This is a genomic window from Pannonibacter sp. (assembly GCF_051860505.1).
Lineage (GTDB): Bacteria > Pseudomonadota > Alphaproteobacteria > Rhizobiales > Stappiaceae > Pannonibacter.
In genome coordinates, this window is the sequence record NZ_JBHYDX010000019.1 from 26,037 (window position 1) to 40,846 (window position 14,810).

Annotated in this window: 15 protein-coding genes; 7 read left to right on the forward strand and 8 right to left on the reverse strand. The window is 65.3% G+C overall.

The genetic code is table 11. The annotated features are described in order from the left end of the window. Positions 1-107 precede the first annotated feature (107 nt). Complete coding sequence (locus ACTIFE_RS14115) at positions 108-3,620, forward strand: indolepyruvate ferredoxin oxidoreductase family protein (protein WP_439529798.1); 3,513 nt, start codon at positions 108-110, stop codon at positions 3,618-3,620. A gap of 108 nt (positions 3,621-3,728) precedes the next feature. Here the strand turns inward: ACTIFE_RS14115 and ACTIFE_RS14120 are convergent, their stop codons facing one another. Continuing rightward, positions 3,729-4,742, reverse strand: a complete 1,014-nt coding sequence (locus tag ACTIFE_RS14120; RefSeq protein ID WP_439529799.1) for a P1 family peptidase — start codon at positions 4,740-4,742, stop codon at positions 3,729-3,731. A gap of 530 nt (positions 4,743-5,272) precedes the next feature. Next, positions 5,273-5,839 carry a flavin reductase family protein gene (locus tag ACTIFE_RS14125; protein WP_439529800.1) on the reverse strand — a complete coding sequence of 189 codons (567 nt, stop codon included), beginning with the start codon at positions 5,837-5,839 and terminating at the stop codon, positions 5,273-5,275. Between the two features lie 338 nt (positions 5,840-6,177). Here ACTIFE_RS14125 and ACTIFE_RS14130 point away from each other — a divergent pair, with 338 nt between their 5' ends. The 4 genes from ACTIFE_RS14130 (at position 6,178) to ACTIFE_RS14145 (ending at position 9,150) form a co-directional block, all read left to right on the forward strand. After that, entirely contained in the window at positions 6,178-7,287 is a 1,110-nt protein-coding gene (locus ACTIFE_RS14130) for a branched-chain amino acid ABC transporter substrate-binding protein (RefSeq protein WP_439529801.1), read from the forward strand. Between the two features lie 95 nt (positions 7,288-7,382). Further along, positions 7,383-7,934 carry a L,D-transpeptidase gene (locus ACTIFE_RS14135; RefSeq protein ID WP_439529802.1) on the forward strand — a complete coding sequence of 184 codons (552 nt, stop codon included), beginning with the start codon at positions 7,383-7,385 and terminating at the stop codon, positions 7,932-7,934. A gap of 110 nt (positions 7,935-8,044) precedes the next feature. Next, a complete protein-coding gene (locus ACTIFE_RS14140) occupies positions 8,045-8,428 on the forward strand; it encodes a CidA/LrgA family protein (RefSeq protein WP_439529803.1) in 384 nt (127 codons plus the stop codon). Next, on the forward strand, positions 8,425-9,150 hold the full coding sequence (locus ACTIFE_RS14145) for an LrgB family protein (protein ID WP_439529804.1): 726 nt from the start codon (positions 8,425-8,427) through the stop codon (positions 9,148-9,150). Before ACTIFE_RS14140 ends, ACTIFE_RS14145 begins: the two co-directional genes overlap by 4 nt. Before the next feature lie 16 nt (positions 9,151-9,166). Here the strand turns inward: ACTIFE_RS14145 and ACTIFE_RS14150 are convergent, their stop codons facing one another. From ACTIFE_RS14150 to ACTIFE_RS14160, 3 genes are all read right to left on the reverse strand, one after another. Next, positions 9,167-9,454 carry a BrnA antitoxin family protein gene (locus tag ACTIFE_RS14150; RefSeq protein WP_439529805.1) on the reverse strand — a complete coding sequence of 96 codons (288 nt, stop codon included), beginning with the start codon at positions 9,452-9,454 and terminating at the stop codon, positions 9,167-9,169. Between the two features lie 227 nt (positions 9,455-9,681). After that, positions 9,682-10,920: a vWA domain-containing protein gene (locus tag ACTIFE_RS14155; protein ID WP_439529806.1), complete on the reverse strand. Its 1,239-nt coding sequence runs from the start codon at positions 10,918-10,920 to the stop codon at positions 9,682-9,684. A gap of 4 nt (positions 10,921-10,924) precedes the next feature. After that, the gene (locus tag ACTIFE_RS14160; RefSeq protein WP_439529807.1) at positions 10,925-11,887 is read right to left on the reverse strand and encodes an AAA family ATPase; all 963 of its coding nucleotides are present in this window, start codon (positions 11,885-11,887) and stop codon (positions 10,925-10,927) included. Between the two features lie 251 nt (positions 11,888-12,138). On the opposite strand from ACTIFE_RS14160, the gene ACTIFE_RS14165 reads away from it, so the two are divergent. Then, positions 12,139-12,522, forward strand: a complete 384-nt coding sequence (locus ACTIFE_RS14165) for a c-type cytochrome (RefSeq protein ID WP_439529808.1) — start codon at positions 12,139-12,141, stop codon at positions 12,520-12,522. A gap of 131 nt (positions 12,523-12,653) precedes the next feature. Next, positions 12,654-12,926 (forward strand): usg protein, encoded by a 273-nt coding sequence (locus ACTIFE_RS14170; protein ID WP_439529809.1) that lies wholly within the window; start codon positions 12,654-12,656, stop codon positions 12,924-12,926. A 330-nt stretch (positions 12,927-13,256) separates the two neighbouring features. On the opposite strand, the gene ACTIFE_RS14175 is transcribed toward ACTIFE_RS14170, so the two are convergent. The 3 genes from ACTIFE_RS14175 to ACTIFE_RS14185 all read right to left on the reverse strand — a co-directional run bounded on the left by ACTIFE_RS14175 (position 13,257) and on the right by ACTIFE_RS14185 (position 14,742). Then, positions 13,257-13,586 carry an NHLP leader peptide family natural product precursor gene (locus ACTIFE_RS14175; protein WP_439529810.1) on the reverse strand — a complete coding sequence of 110 codons (330 nt, stop codon included), beginning with the start codon at positions 13,584-13,586 and terminating at the stop codon, positions 13,257-13,259. A 134-nt stretch (positions 13,587-13,720) separates the two neighbouring features. Beyond that, complete coding sequence (locus ACTIFE_RS14180; protein ID WP_439529811.1) at positions 13,721-14,515, reverse strand: tRNA1(Val) (adenine(37)-N6)-methyltransferase; 795 nt, start codon at positions 14,513-14,515, stop codon at positions 13,721-13,723. Beyond that, entirely contained in the window at positions 14,512-14,742 is a 231-nt protein-coding gene (locus tag ACTIFE_RS14185; RefSeq protein ID WP_439529812.1) for a putative signal transducing protein, read from the reverse strand. The genes ACTIFE_RS14180 and ACTIFE_RS14185 overlap by 4 nt, the downstream gene beginning before the upstream one ends. Positions 14,743-14,810 lie beyond the last annotated feature (68 nt).

Sequence of the window (14,810 nt, forward strand, 5' to 3'; positions counted from 1 at the left end):
ACATTAGCACAGAACTTGCCGTGGAAAAGGACGATATTGGTTCCTCGAGAGGCAGTGGGTCGGCGAGGGCTGAAAAGCGTCGTCAATCTGGCCGAGGAGGGGATCCGATGAACGTTTATGCACCCATCGTCACACGCGACGATCAGGCTCGCAAGTCCGTAACGCTGGACGATAAATTTGCCGCACTCGATGGCCGCATCTATCTGACCGGCATCCAGGCGCTGGTGCGACTGGCGCTGGATCGCAAGCGCCTCGACCGGGACGCGGGACTGAAGACGGGAGGCTTCATCTCGGGCTATCGCGGTTCCCCTTTGGCGGGCTACGACACCGAGCTGACCCGGGCGCGCCGGCATCTTGCTGCTCATGACGTGGTGTTCAAGCCCGGCGTCAACGAGGAACTCGGCGCCACCGCCGTCTGGGGCTCGCAGAAGGTGCGCCAGCACGGGCGCGGCTCCAGCTTCGACGGCGTCTTCGGCATCTGGTATGGCAAGGCCCCGGGCGTTGACCGGGCCGGCGACGTGCTGAAGCAGGCCAATGCCTCGGGTGTTGATCGCAATGGCGGCGTCCTCGCCCTGGCCGGCGATGACCACCTTGCCAAGTCCTCGATCCTTCCGGCGCAGAGCGAGTTCTTCTTCGAACACGCTGAAATGCCGATCCTCAATCCGGCCGATATCCAGGAAGTCCTCGACTACGGCCTGCATGGCTTCGAACTGTCGCGCCATGCAGGTCTATGGACCGCAATGATCTGCCTTGCCGACACGATGGACGCGTCTGCGACCATTTCCGTTGCGCCGCAGCGGCTGACATTCCTGCGCCCGGACAGCGATCCCTGGGCCGAGCAGGACCTCAACCGCGTGCTGATGCTGGGCAACCGGCTTGAGACCGAGCGTCTCTTGCGCGATGTGCGCATCCCGGCGGCTCAAGCCTATGTTCGCGCCAACCGGCTCGATGGCATTGCCTTCGGTGCAAGCCGTCCGCGTTTCGGCATCGTTGCCACCGGCAAGGCCTTCCGCGACCTGTTGCAGGCGCTGGACCTCCTCGGCATCACCGAGGCCCGCGCCCGCGATATAGGGCTTGCCGTCTACAAGGTGGCCATGCCCTGGCCGCTGGAGCCCTACAGTTTCACCGAATTCGGTCGTGGCCTGTCCAAGCTGCTCGTTGTCGAGCACAAGCGGGCCTTCATGGAACAGCAGATCAAGTCGATCTCCTATCACTGGCCGGAAGGCTCGCGCCCGCTGATCTGGGGCAAGCGTACGCCGGACGGCTCGCCGTTCCTGTCGGATGTGCTGGAACTGTCGGTCGCTGAAATCCTGCAGGCCTTGCTGAAGTACCTGCCGGAGGACTTTGTCAGCGACGAGATGCGCGCCGTCAGCGACAAGATGACGATGCAGGTGATGTGGGCCCAGGGCCATGCGGAGCGCGCCGCCCGCGTGCCGTACTTCTGCTCCGGCTGCCCGCATTCGTCGTCAACCGTGACGCCGGAAGGCTCCCGCTCGCTGCCGGGCATCGGTTGCCATGCCATGACGGAGCAGGCTGGCCGCACCACCGATGGCCAGATCGCCATGGGCGGCGAGGGTGTGCTGTGGGTCGGCCAGAAGGACTTCTCCAACGACACCCACGTCTTCGCCAATCTGGGTGATGGCACCTATTTCCATTCCGGCATTCTGGCGATCCGTCAGTCCATCGCCTCGAAGATGCCGATCACCTACAAGATCCTCTACAACGACGCTGTCGCCATGACCGGCGGCCAGCCGCATGATGGCACCCTGACCGTGCCGCAAATCACGCGGCAGCTTGAGGCCGAAGGCGTCGACCGCATTGCCGTCGTCTCCGAGAACCCCGATGCCTATATCGGCCGCAGTGATCTTGCTCCGCTGACTGAGGTCGTGCACCGCGATCTCCTGATGGATGTGCAGCGCGGGTTCCAGACCGTGCCGGGCGTCACCGTCATCGTCTATGACCAGACGTGCGCAGCCGAAAAGCGCCGCCGCCGCAAGAAGGGCACCTTCCCCGATCCGGATCTGCGCCTGTTCATCAACGACCGCGTCTGCGAGGGCTGCGGCGATTGCTCGGTTCAGTCCAACTGCCTCTCCGTCGAGCCGCTGAAGACGGCCTTCGGCGAAAAGCGCCAGATCAACCAGTCGAGCTGCAACAAGGACTTCTCCTGCGTGAAGGGCTTCTGCCCGTCCTTCGTCGAAGTTGGCGGTGCGGCGCTGCGCAAGGCGACCACCAAGGGCCTCGACATTGACGCCATGCTGGCGGACTTGCCTAAGGTCGAGCTGCCGGGGCTTGAACGCACCCGCAACCTGCTCGTCGCCGGCATTGGCGGCATGGGCGTGACGACCATCTCCGCCGTGCTTGCCATGGCCGCGCATCTGGATGGCATCCAGGCCTCGACGCTGGACATGACCGGTCTGGCGCAAAAGGGTGGCCCGGTGACCTCGCATGTGCGTTTTGCCTCGCTTGAGCGGGGCATCGAGGGACCGCGCGTACCCACGGCCGCGCTGGATGTGCTGATCGCCTCCGACATGGTCGTGGCCACCAATGCCGAACAGCTGGCGCTGGCCAACCGTCCGGTGATGCTGAGCGTGGCCAATACCCGCGTGGCGCCGACGGCCGAGTTCGTGCTGAAGCAGACCTTGTCCTTCGATGAGGCGCGGATGCTGAAGTCGCTGGAAGCCGCCTCGCGCGCCTGCCTGCCGATTGATGCGGCGAGCGTTGCCGAGAAGCTTTTCGGTGATGCCATCTACGCCAACATGATGCTGGTCGGCATGGCCTATCAGGCCGGCGGCCTGCCGCTGCATGCCGAAGCCATCGAGGCCGCGCTGGAGCTGAACGGCGCGTCTGTTGCCAGCAACATCAAGGCCTTCCGCGCCGGGCGCGTGCTGGCCGCCGATCCGGCGAAGATCCTGTCCGCCCTGCCGGGCCAGGAAAAGCCGGCACCCGAGACGCTGGACGAGAAGATCGCCCGCTACGCCCGGGAACTCACCGCCTACCAGAACGCTGCCTATGCCGACCGCTTCACAACGCTGGTTGGCGACCTGCGCAAGGCCGACGCGACCCATGGCCCGGGCACCTTCCGTCTCACCGAGACGGTTGCCGACATGCTCTACAAGGTGATGGCGTACAAGGACGAGTATGAGGTTGCCCGCCTCTATGCCGATCCGGCCTTCAAGGCGAAGCTGCTGGCGCAGTTCGATGATCCGAAGAAGCTGAAGGTCCTGCTGGCCCCGCCGCTTCTGGCCCATCGCAAGGATCCGAAGACCGGCCGTCCGGCCAAGATCGGCTTCGGCCCATGGATCTTCACCGCCTTCCGCCTGTTGTCGAAGTTCAAGTCGCTGCGCGGCAGCAAACTCGACATCTTCGGCTACAACGCTGAGCGCAAGGCGGAACGGGCGCTGCTCGACAGCTACAGCGCCGATGTCGCGGTTCTGACCGGTCACCTCGGCACGGCGAGCTACGGCCTTCTGGTGGAGATCGCTCGCGTGCCGGATCTGGTGCGGGGCTTTGGCCCGGTGAAGGAGGCAAATCTCGCCAAGGCCGAGGCCAAGCGCGCCCAGCTGATGCAGAAGCTCGTCACCGGCAACGGCTCGGAAGGCTTCATGGCTGCGGCGGAGTAGGACCAACTCTCGGTGAGCTTGACTCACCGAGAGTTGGTCAAGCCCGTGCGGCGATTGAGCATTTTCAAGGCGTGATGCGTCAGCATCTCAGCGGCTTGGTATAAGTCTCTAGCCGAAGCGCTGCCTCCAGGTCGGCACCGGATCGCCCGGTGCCGGTGTGGCGTGGTAGATGCCGCGGGCAATGGCGCGGGCGAGGGTGGAGACGGCGGCAGCACCCAGCTGCACCATGTCCGCCATCGGACGCTCCAGTTTTTTCTGGCCCGTCGAGATTGCGAACACCAGATCGCCATCCAGCGGCGTATGCGCCGGCCACAGCGCCCGGGCGAGGCCGTCATGGGCCATCACGGCAAGGCGCTTGGCTTCCGCCTTGGTCAGGATCGCGTCGGTGGCGACGGCGGCAATCGTGGTGTTCGCGCCAGCAGACAGCGCGTCAAGCTTGGTTCGCACGCTGACGGCGTCTTCGGGCAGGGGGGTGGGATAACCCAGTCCGCCGAACTCGCCGTTGCGCTCAAAAGGGGCGGCCCAGAAGTGCCGCGTATCGCCAACGGTTGCCCGGCCCAGCGCATTGACGGCAACGATGGCGCCAACCGTGACCCCGTTCTCCAGCCGGATCGAGGCCGAGCCGAGCCCGCCCTTGAGGTTGGCCGTCGTCGCACCGCAGCCGGCGCCGTGCGAGCCGAGCGGGAAATCGCGTGAGACCGTGTCGAGTGCCGCGCGTCCAAGGTCGCGATAGGGGGCCATGTCGCCCCAGCTCTTGTTGCCGCCGTTGAGGAGATCGAACAGGATCGCCGAGGGCACGATTGGCACGCGCACCGGACCGACCTGAAAGCCGCGCCCCATTTCCGCCAACCGTCCCTGCACGCCCGCGCCAGCATCAAGGCCGAACGCCGATCCGCCGGCCAGCACGATGGCATCGACGGCTTCCACGGTTTGCTCGGGTTCCAGCAGCGCGATCTCGCGCGTACCAGGCGCGCCGCCATGAATGGCGACCGAGGCCACCGCCGGCTGATCGGGCAGGATGACTGTGACGCCGGATTTCAGGTCAAGATCATCGGCCCAGCCCACGGACATCCCGGGCACGTCGGTGATGAGGTTGCGCAGCGTGTCACTCAATCCCGGCATCGCGGTCCTCCGTCAGCCGGACCTGACAACAGCCAAGGCTCCGGACGCCTCAAGCCTGATCGGCTTTTGACCGGGGTGCAAGGGGAGGTGCGAGGTTTTGAAGCGTGAAGCTCCAAAGGGCTCTCCGCCGGTCCTCACGAGGGGTAGGGCGATTGCATATGAAGGCCGGCAAATGGGCTATGGAAGGGACAGAACTGAGACAGTTCAACCTTGTGGGAGCCTCGAAGCTCCCCTCCCCCTCGTGGGGAGGGGGTTGGGGGGGGGGGGGGGGGGGGGGGGGGCCGCGGACCTAAATCCATCCACTTACTTTTCTGACCAGGCGTTCTTCAGACGCTTGGTGATCGAACGGCACTCACGTGCCCCCCCCCCCCCCCCCCCCCGGGGGAGGGGGGCTTCGAGGCCTCAAAACCGTCTGGCCCACACATGCGATAGTCCTGCCACCGGCTGCATAGAGACCGTGCCCCAGTTGCAGGACACCTGAACTCCAGCAAATGCCTGTTCTGCGGGAGAATCATCGCCCGGTCAGCACCTCAGAGGCTGTGATAGGCGCGGGCCTTGTAGATCAGGGCATCGTGTGCCTCGCCCAACCGCACATCCTTCAGCGCGCCGATGAAGATCGAATGCGAGCCGACATCGTGGCTTTGCATCAGGCTGCAATCTGCGCTCATCAATGCGCCGACCAGCACGGGTGCCCCGGTTGCGCCGGTGATCCATTCGGCGCTGGCAAAGCGTGGCTCCATGTCCGCACCATGGCGGCCGGCAAACGTGTCTGACAATGCGCTCTGGTGTCCGGCCAGCGTGTTGAGGCAGAACACCCGGTTCTCCGTCACGGCGGCATGGATCCGGCTGGAGCGGTTGACGCAGACGATCAGCGCCGGTGGCGCGTCGGTCAGCGAACAGGCAGCAGAGACAGTCGCGCCGCAGCGTCCGCTGGTGCCGTCCGTCGTCAGAACATGGACAGCGGTGGCGATTCGGCTCATCGCCTCGCGGAAGCGGGCCAGGTCGAGCGCCGGCAGGGCGGCGGCACCATGTGCCAGCGCAATCGGATCAGGCTTGGAAGTAGGCTTGATGGGAGCAGGCTTTTTAGGAGCAGACATGGGCGAAAAGGTCTTTCCCTTGCGTCTTGCGCTCAACGCGCGAAAATGTGGCCTGGCAGCAAGCTCGGCACGGGGGCAGCGCAGTCATCCGACACAGCATCGGTCAGAAAATCGGCGACAGAAGCCAGTATGGCGGCAAGGATATAACGCGGCCTTGCCGAACTTGCACCCTGGCCCGTCGTTTTGGTTGCGTTAAACCGTCCTGGCGGTGAAAAAAAGCATGGCTTGCTGCAGCGGTTTGCCCTGCAGGATGGTACGTAAGGCACCGAACATCGGAATCCCGCCGGCATTGCCCGGCAGTTGATTGAGGCCGGCAGGTGATTGAAGGTTGGTACGGGATGAAGCGGGGGATCGCGGCGGCAGGTGTGGTTCTGGCAAGCCTCTGGGCACCCGTTGCAATGGCGGAGATCGCCGTCGGCGTGGCCGCGCCCCTTAACGGGCCCTTCGCTCCGCTCGGCCAGCAGCTCCTGTCCGGTGTTCGCGAGGCCATCGCTGATCTCAACGCCCGTGGCGGCATTGCCGGCGAGAAGGTGAAGGTCGAGGCCGTCGACGACGGCTGCGAGGCGAAGAAGGCCGAGGCCGTCGCCAACCAGCTCGTCGGCCGCAAGGTTCGTCTTGTGGTCGGTCACGTCTGTTCGACCGCCTCGCTGGCCGCCGCCAAGGTCTATGCCGAGGCCGGGATCATCCAGATCAGCCCGGCGACCCTGTCGCCCCGTCTGACGGAGGATCGCGCCGGACCTGGCCTGTTCCGTCTGGCGCGGCGCGAGGACGCACAGGCGACAGCGCTGGCCGATCTGTTGCTCCAGGAATTCGGCACGCAGCGCATCGCGCTGATTGCCGACCGAAGCGCCTATGGCAAGGCACTGTCCGATGCGGTGAAAGAAAAGATCAACGCCGGCGGACTGCGCGAGGCCGTCAACCTGACCTTCGAGCCGGGTGAGAAGGATTTTCGCGGCCTTGCCTCCACGCTGAAGGGCGAGACCATCGACGCCGTCTTCATTGCTGCCCACGCCGCCGATACAGGCAACTTCAAGGCCGCGCTCGCCGGGATCGGACTGACTGTTCCGGTTATCGCCGGCGATGCGGTGATGGGGACGGAGTATGGTGCCGCCGCCGGTGATGCTGCCAGCGGCATCCGCGTCAGCTTCCTGCCAGATGCCACCGGACTTGCCGCCGCCCAGGACATCGTCGAGCGCCTGCGCGCGCGCAAGGACGAGGCGCTCGGCTATACCTTGCCGGCCTATGCTGCACTTGAACTCTATGCTGCAGCGGTCACTGAGGCCGGCAACACGGAGTTTGCCGAGGTCGCAGCGGCCCTGCAGCAGGGCCGGTTCGAGACGGTGATCGGCCCTGTCGCCTTCACTCCGGACGGGGATGCGGACATGCCGGGCTATGCCTTCTTTGACTGGCGCGACGGCGCCTTCCGTCCTGCGGATGTCACCAATTAACCCTTTGTTCAGAATTTGCCCGCCGCCGGGTGCCGCCCGGACGGGGCACTGCTAGTGTTGCTGCAGGTCTTGTCTGGTTCAGGCGGCGAATGGCAATGGCAGAAAATCGCGGTGGACGGAGGCTTCGCCTCGTTTCATATGGCGCATGTCTGGCGCTGTTCGGTCTTCTCGGTCTTGGCGCGGCAACGGTCAATCCGGCCCATGCCGGCGGCACGCTGGTGCATTTCGAGGACCCGCGTTTTGCCCCCGGCACCATCGTCGTGCGCAACGGCGAGCGGCGGCTCTATCTTGTGGTGGGGCAGGGCAGGGCGCTCGCCTATCCCGTCGCGGTCGGCAAACGCGGCAAGAGCTGGACCGGCCAGACCTATGTCGACGGCAAATATGTCAAGCCGGCCTGGATCCCGCCGGCCGAGGTGAAGCGCGACATCCCGTCCTTGCCGGACCGCATTCCCGGCGGCGCGCCCAACAATCCGATGGGCATCGCCGCGCTGACCCTGTCCGGCGGCGAATTTGCCATTCACGGCACCAATCGCCCCGACAGCATCGGCCGCCCGGTCTCCTACGGCTGCATCCGCATGCTGAACGACGACATCGCCGACCTGTTCCACCGCGTCGCCGTCAACACGCCGGTCGTAGCCCTGCCGTAAGGCGGGCAGCTGACCATGGCGGACGCTCCCCGCGCTCCATTGCCGCCTTGTGCCCGACGGCTGGCCCGGACACTCTGGAGCCTTGATTCCTGAAGGGGCCGGAGCGGGCGATGTTGTTCTATCTCACTGTCATTCTCGTCTGCCAGCTCGCGGGCGAGCTGATTGTCGTCGGGCTTGGCCTGCCGATGCCGGGGCCGGTGATTGGCATGATCCTGCTGTTTGCCGGGCTTGTCATCCGGGGCAGCATTCCGGAGGGGCTGACGCGGGTGGGGGATGCGTTTCTTTCCAACCTGTCGCTGCTGTTCATTCCTGCCGGCGTCGGCGTCGTGCTGCATATGGGGCTGATCGCGCGCGAGGCGAAGGCGCTGGGCGCGGCCCTCTTCGGCAGCACGCTGTTTGCCATCGCCGTCACCGGCCTCCTGATGCATTGGCTCACCCGGCGCCAGCGCGCCCGTGCGGGTGAGGGCGGGGGCGAGACGGGAGACCGGCCATGAGCGCCCCGGCCAGCCTGACCGAGCTGTGGGTCTATCTCGCCGCCAGCCCGCTGACGGCGCTGACCATGACGCTGATCGCCTATCAATGCGGCATGTGGATCTCGGCCAGGGCCGGGTTCAGCCCGCTGGCCAATCCGGTGCTGCTGGCCGTTCTGCTGCTGGTCGGCTTGTTGCTCGTCACCGGCACCGACTACAGCACCTATTTCGAGGGTGCGCAGTTCGTCCACTTTCTGCTTGGGCCGGCCACCGTTGCGCTGGCGTTGCCGCTCTACCGTCAGATCGAACGGGTGCGGCGCTCGGCCCTTGCCATCACGGTCAGTTTGCTCACCGGCGGCGCGGTGGCGGCGGCAACGGCGGTAGCCATCGGTGCCTTCTTCGGGGCAGGGCCGGACATTCTGGCCTCGCTGGCCCCGAAGTCGGTTACGGCGGCCGTTGCCATGGGCATCGCCGACAAGCTCGGCGGACTGCCCTCGCTCACGGCCGTGCTGGTGATGATCACCGGGGTGATCGGTGCCGCGCTGGGCCCGCTGCTGCTGACCCTCCTCGGCGTACGCGATCCGGCCTCGCGCGGGCTCGCCATCGGTACGGCCGCGCATGGCATCGGCACGGCGCGCGCCCTGCAGATGAGCGATCTCGAAGGCGCCTTCGCCGGCCTTGCCATGGGCCTCAATGCGCTTGCCACCGCGCTGCTCTTGCCGCTCGTTTGGGGCTGGGTGTTCTGACGAGGCCTGCAGCCGGTCAGTCGAGACCGGCGGCCTTCCTAAGTGCGGCGTTCATGCGCGATTGCCAGCCCGCGCCGGACTGCCGGAAATGATCGACCACATCTGCGTCCAGTCGCAAGGACACTGGCAGCTTTACCGTGTCTGCCTTCGGGCGACCGCCAAGGTTCTTGCGCATAGCGGCGGCGAGGTCTGGAAACACCTCGGCAAAGGGCCGTGCGGCGGCAAGTTCCGTTTCGCTTGCCTCTGGTGCATCCGTGTCAAGGGATGGCGCGGGCCGGAGTGGAGGTTTCCGAGGTCTGGTCACAGCAGTCTCCTTTCCCTCTGGCTTGCCGGGCGCATGGAGACGACCGAAAGCCCTTCGGCTCCAAGCACCGTGAAAACGACGGCAATCGTCCCGGCTTGCTACTCGTCGCTCCTGCGCAGGCAGGAGCCCAGTAACCACCTGAGCCGGACGGGTTTCAAGGTGCAAAAGGAGATTTGTTCTCGTAGGGGAATAGAATCTCAGGGCCTGCAGTAGCTTGGCAAAGTTGGCTACCGCACCCCGAGCCAGGCTCTGGGATCAACCTTCGCGTCCGTGTTGCCGGTTCCCGACAGGACCTTCACCAGATCGGTGACTGCCTCCAGCGAATGGACGGCGCGGAATTCGTCCACATGCGGCAGCATGGCGCGGATGCCGCGGGCCTTGGGCTCGAAACCGTCGAAGCGCAGCAGCGGGTTGAGCCAGATCAGCCGGCGGCAGGAGCGGTGCAGCCGGTCCATCTCGCGGGCAAGATCCTCGTCGGTCTCCCGCTCCAGCCCGTCGGTGATCAGCAGCACCGTCGGTCCGCCGGAGAGCACCCGGCGCGACCAGTTGCGGTTGAAGAGATGCAGCGCCGTGGCGATGCGCGTGCCGCCGGACCAGTCGGCGACACCGGCCGAGCAGGCCTCCAGCGCCTCGTCCGGGTCCTTCATGCGCAGCGAGCGGGTGACGTTGGTGAGCCGCGTGCCGAAGAGGAACGTGTGCACGTCGCGCCGGGTCTCCGTCATCCCATGCAGGAAATGCAGGAGGATGCGGCTGTACTGGCTCATCGACCCGGAAATGTCGCAGAGCGCCACGATGGGCGGCAGCTTTTCCTGCCGCGCCCGGTGCTTCAGGTCGATGATGGCACCGCCCGCGCGCAGGGACGCCCGCAACGTGCGGCGCGGGTCGATCTGGCCGCGCGGGGCCGCGACACGGCGGCGGTGCAGGATCTTGTCCTTCGGGATCCGCATGGCCCTCAGCGCCGCCTTCGCTTCTGCGATCTCGGCGGCGGTCATCTGGGCAAAGTCCTTGGCCTGCAAGAGCTCGCGGCCCGAAACGGTGAAGCGGGCATCCACCTCCACTTCGGGCTGCTCGGCCAGCGTCTCGCGCCGCTCGCGCGCGGCCTGGAAGGCCTGGGACACCCGGGTCTGGCCGGCCTTGGCCTTTTCCGGGGCGGCACGCGGCGGTGCGACGGGCGACAGGATCGCCAGCATCTTCTCGATCAGCCCGCGGCTCTGCCAGTAGATGCGGAAGGCCTCGTCGAAGAGCACCCGGTGCTCGCGCTTCTGCACGAACAGGGCATGCAGCGTCCAGTAGAGGTCGTCGCGGCTCTCGATGCCGCTCACCTCGACCGCGCGCACCGCCTCCACCACGGTGGCCGGTCCGGCGGGCAGTCCGGCGCGGCGCAGGGTGCGGGCGAAATGGACGATGTTCTCCACCATCCGTCCGCGCCGGTCTGCGTCTGTCGTCGCCGGTCCCGCGATTGCCATCGGCTCAGGCCCCGCCGGCCGGGCGCTGGCCGAGGTCGCGGGCGCCTTCCTTGCGGATGTCCTCGACGATCTGGCGCAGGCGTGAGCCACGCACCCGCTCGATGTCATCCTGGTATTTCAGCAGCACGCCCAGCGTGTCGGAGGCCATGTCCGGATCCAGCGCCAGTTCATTCAGTTCCGTTAGCGCCGTGGCCCAGTCCAGCGTCTCGGCGACGCCCGGCTGCTTGAACAGGTCTTCGGTGGCGCGCAGGCGCTGGACGAAGGCGACAATCTCCGCCGTCAGCCGTTCCGAGGCACCGGGGACCTTGCCCCGGACGATGGCCAGTTCCCGCTCCGCATCCGGATAGTCGACCCAGTGATAGAGGCAGCGCCGCTTCAGCGCGTCATGGATCTCGCGGGTCCGGTTGGTGGTGATGATGACGATCGGCGGCTCGTCCGCGCGAATGGTGCCGAGTTCGGGGATCGTCACCTGGTTGTCGGACAACACTTCCAGCAGGAAGGCCTCGAAGGCCTCGTCGGCGCGGTCCAACTCGTCGATCAGGAACACCGGCGGTCCCTTCAGCGAAGGTTCCAATGCCCTGAGCACCGGGCGCTTGATGAGAAAGCGTTCGTCGAAGATGGAGCGCGAAAGGGCGCTGTGGTCGGTGTCGCCGGAGGCCTCGGCAACGCGGATCTCCACCATTTGCGCGGCATAGTTCCACTCGTAGACGGCGGCGGAAATGTCGAGCCCTTCGTAGCACTGCAGGCGGATCAGGTCGCGGCCGAGGGTCGCCGCCAGAACCTTGGCGATCTCGGTCTTTCCGACGCCGGCCTCGCCCTCCAGAAACAGCGGCCGGCCCATTTTCAAGGCCAGATGCAGCACGGTCGCCAAAGCCCGGTCGGCGACATAGCCGCCGCCGGTCAGCAGCGCCAGGGTGGCATCGATGGAGGCGGGCAGGGCGCTGGGCGCGTGAGGGGTCGGCGTCATAAGGTCTCCCGGCATGTGTCGCTGCCGTCCATTCCCGGTCTAAGGGGCGGGCAGCTGTTGGCGGGCACTCCCGCCCGTCCAGCATATAAGGCGGCATCGAACTTGGGCAGCAGTGAATGCGACGGCGCGGTTGAAACCGTCTCAGGGCCGGGACATGTCGGGGCCGGCGCGGTCTTGCCTCGGGGTTTTGCCGGACTTGCTGCGACGGTGCGTACCACCCACCTTCGCCGCAGGATGACGGGGAGAAGTTCATGCGATTCGAAATCGGCCGCACAGGCGGCGCGTTGCTGGTGCTTGGTCTTGCACTGGCCCTGACAGGGGGCAATGTCACGGCTGCAACGACACCGCAGCCGGATGCTGCACCGGACCTGAAGGCCGTGGAACTTGGCCGGGGGATTGCCGAAGTCAATTGCGCTGTCTGCCATGCGCTTGGCCGCGACGATACAAGCCCGATGGTGACGGCCCCGGCCTTCCGCGACTTGTGGAAGCGCTACCCGGTCGAGCAACTGGAGGAAAGCCTTGCCGAGGGCATTGTTGCCGGCCATGAGAATATGCCGGAACTGATGCTGGAGCCGGAGGAGATCAACGCCTTTGTTGCCTATCTGAAGTCCCTCGGCGGGCCGATCGGTAACTGAACATCTGGCAGCACTCAGGGAGGCCTGCTGCTAACGTATTGAACTTTAAGGTGATATATTGCTTTTTTAGTTGTCTGTTTACTTTGCTGGCGTGACACTTTCCATGTGGCAACCACGTCATGAGGTGATCCATGCAGGCAAGTGAGAGTTTCCGCCGCCAGTTCGCTGGCTATGGCGTTCTGACCGCCGAAATCCTGTACCGCATGCCCGACCATCCGGCGCTCTTGCAGAGTTTTCTCTGGCAGACCGAGGACAAGGCGCCGCAATTTCCCGAGTTGCGCCGCTTCCTTGCCTATTGGGAGCGTGAGATCGAGGCGATGATCCTCTCTGTCCGCGTCGCCCACAAGGACCTGATCGGCCCGATGGACGTGCGCTACGCCAAGGGCGAATTCCTCATCCATTGACGTCGGCGGATGCATGTGCAGACAGGCAGAGCCTTGGCTCTGCCTGTTGTTGATGACACAGCAGGTTTTTTCTCTTCCGTCATGGTCGGGCTTGTCCCGACCATCTGCAAGCCATTGATTTGCGTAGATCCTCGGCACAAGGCCGAGGATGACGATGGAGAGGTTACAGGTTTGTCTGCAGTCTGAGGCAAAGCCTTGGCTCTGCCCGTCAGCCTAACGCCCAACACTCTGCCGCCAAACAGTCTGGCGGACCAGGCGATGGGATCAAACTCCTGATCTCGAAAAAGAAGGCGGACTTCACCTGGCCGATGCAGGTGAAGTCCCGTTGTCTCACTTCTTGCAGCCCTGGCCTTTCGGGTAAGGGGGGCCATAGAGGACGAAAGCGGAGAAGCTGGTGCCGCCCGATGCAAGGTCGAGGAGTTCGTCGGGCAGTTCGTCCTGTGCGATGGAGCGCGGCAGCACGAGAACGGCCTCGCCCGGAGCTTCCTCGATGACGGTGATCTTGTAGGACGGGATCGGGTCGGTGCCGATCAGGTCCTTGATCGCCGCATGCGGGTTGGACTTCAGCAACTCGCGGAAGGCAGCATCGGTCGAGGCCCGTTTGATCAGGTGCTTCTCGATGTGCTGGCGGGCCTGGATAAGCGGATCGGTTTCCGACATGCGCGTACTCCTTGGTATTTCTCGTGCAATCAGGGCTGCTTCGTCTTCGACGCCGTGGCGCTGGTGAAGCATCCTTGTCACAAGATCTAAGGGAGAGTTTTGGTGGCTGCGGTGTTTGACCCCAAATCTGCCACTCACGACCTTGGCTGCAATCCCAGCCCCTTGCCATCGCGCATCACGGCGCGGGCTTCGGGCAGGAATTGCGAGCCCTCGCCTTCATGCAGCACGAAACCCGGCATCAGGCGCAGCGGCGCACGGCTGGCGCGGATGGCACGCAGAAGGATGCGTGTGGCGGCTGCATCCGCGCGGGGCCGCACCGGGATCACATCAATGGCCCCGAAGCGGCCCTGCAGCACATCCAGCACCTCCTGCAAACCATCGGCGCGAAAGATCATGGTCAGTGATCCGCCCTCGCGCAGGATGTCGGCAGCAGTCCTGGCCCAGGGCTCCAGGCCTCTCTCATCCAGCATATGCGCCTGTGCCCTTGCTCCCGCCGGTGAGGAGCGGAACTGGCGGGCCGGGTAGTAGGGCGGGTTCATGATGATGTGATCGGCCAGGCCGGGCGTCAGGCCGCTGGCGTGGCGCTCAGCGCCCCTCGCCGTGATGTCGGCAGCGAGCACCTGCACCCGTGATGCAAAAGCGGCATTGAGCGCATCGGTCAGGCTGTTGCGCGCCAGGTCCAGCACCAGGGCGTCGTTGTCCACCAGGGTCACAGTGATATCGCCAAGCCGGGCCGCGGCGCAGAAACCGGCAGTGCCGACGCCGGCGCCCAGATCCACCACATGGCCTGTCGTGTCATCGGGCAGGGCAGCAGCGAGATAGACTGCGTCGAGCCCGGCGCGGTGCCGACCCTTGGCCGGTTGTTCCACCGTGACAAGACCACCCAGAAAAGCATCCCGCGTCGTCGCAGGCGCGGCGTCGCTCGTCATTTGCGTGGATCGCTCAATTCATGGCCGAGATCGGCGTCGCGCATCAGCCGGCGGGCCGCGTCGATGTCGTCGCTGTCGACCATTACCCGGCGCGGAATGATGCCCAGCGAGCCCTCAAGGATGCTCATGTTGCCATCCGCGACAAAATGCGCGATTCCCGCCTGGCCCAGCAGCGAGCCAACGACAGAAATGATCACGGGATCATTGGTTCTGAGCAGTTCTTCCATGATCTTCCCGGTCCTTGGCGAGGTGTTGGCCGGCAGGCGTGACGGCAGTCCCAAGCTTTATGCTGCCT

Coding starts and splice junctions, on each gene's coding strand:
- ACTIFE_RS14115 (WP_439529798.1), top strand. CDS start 108: ATGAACGTTTATGCACCCATCGTCACACGCGACGATCAGGCTCGCAAG.
- ACTIFE_RS14120 (WP_439529799.1), bottom strand. CDS start 4,742: ATGCCGGGATTGAGTGACACGCTGCGCAACCTCATCACCGACGTGCCC.
- ACTIFE_RS14125 (WP_439529800.1), bottom strand. CDS start 5,839: ATGTCTGCTCCTAAAAAGCCTGCTCCCATCAAGCCTACTTCCAAGCCT.
- ACTIFE_RS14130 (WP_439529801.1), top strand. CDS start 6,178: ATGAAGCGGGGGATCGCGGCGGCAGGTGTGGTTCTGGCAAGCCTCTGG.
- ACTIFE_RS14135 (WP_439529802.1), top strand. CDS start 7,383: ATGGCAGAAAATCGCGGTGGACGGAGGCTTCGCCTCGTTTCATATGGC.
- ACTIFE_RS14140 (WP_439529803.1), top strand. CDS start 8,045: ATGTTGTTCTATCTCACTGTCATTCTCGTCTGCCAGCTCGCGGGCGAG.
- ACTIFE_RS14145 (WP_439529804.1), top strand. CDS start 8,425: ATGAGCGCCCCGGCCAGCCTGACCGAGCTGTGGGTCTATCTCGCCGCC.
- ACTIFE_RS14155 (WP_439529806.1), bottom strand. CDS start 10,920: ATGGCAATCGCGGGACCGGCGACGACAGACGCAGACCGGCGCGGACGG.
- ACTIFE_RS14160 (WP_439529807.1), bottom strand. CDS start 11,887: ATGACGCCGACCCCTCACGCGCCCAGCGCCCTGCCCGCCTCCATCGAT.
- ACTIFE_RS14165 (WP_439529808.1), top strand. CDS start 12,139: ATGCGATTCGAAATCGGCCGCACAGGCGGCGCGTTGCTGGTGCTTGGT.
- ACTIFE_RS14170 (WP_439529809.1), top strand. CDS start 12,654: ATGCAGGCAAGTGAGAGTTTCCGCCGCCAGTTCGCTGGCTATGGCGTT.
- ACTIFE_RS14175 (WP_439529810.1), bottom strand. CDS start 13,586: ATGTCGGAAACCGATCCGCTTATCCAGGCCCGCCAGCACATCGAGAAG.
- ACTIFE_RS14180 (WP_439529811.1), bottom strand. CDS start 14,515: ATGACGAGCGACGCCGCGCCTGCGACGACGCGGGATGCTTTTCTGGGT.
- ACTIFE_RS14185 (WP_439529812.1), bottom strand. CDS start 14,742: ATGGAAGAACTGCTCAGAACCAATGATCCCGTGATCATTTCTGTCGTT.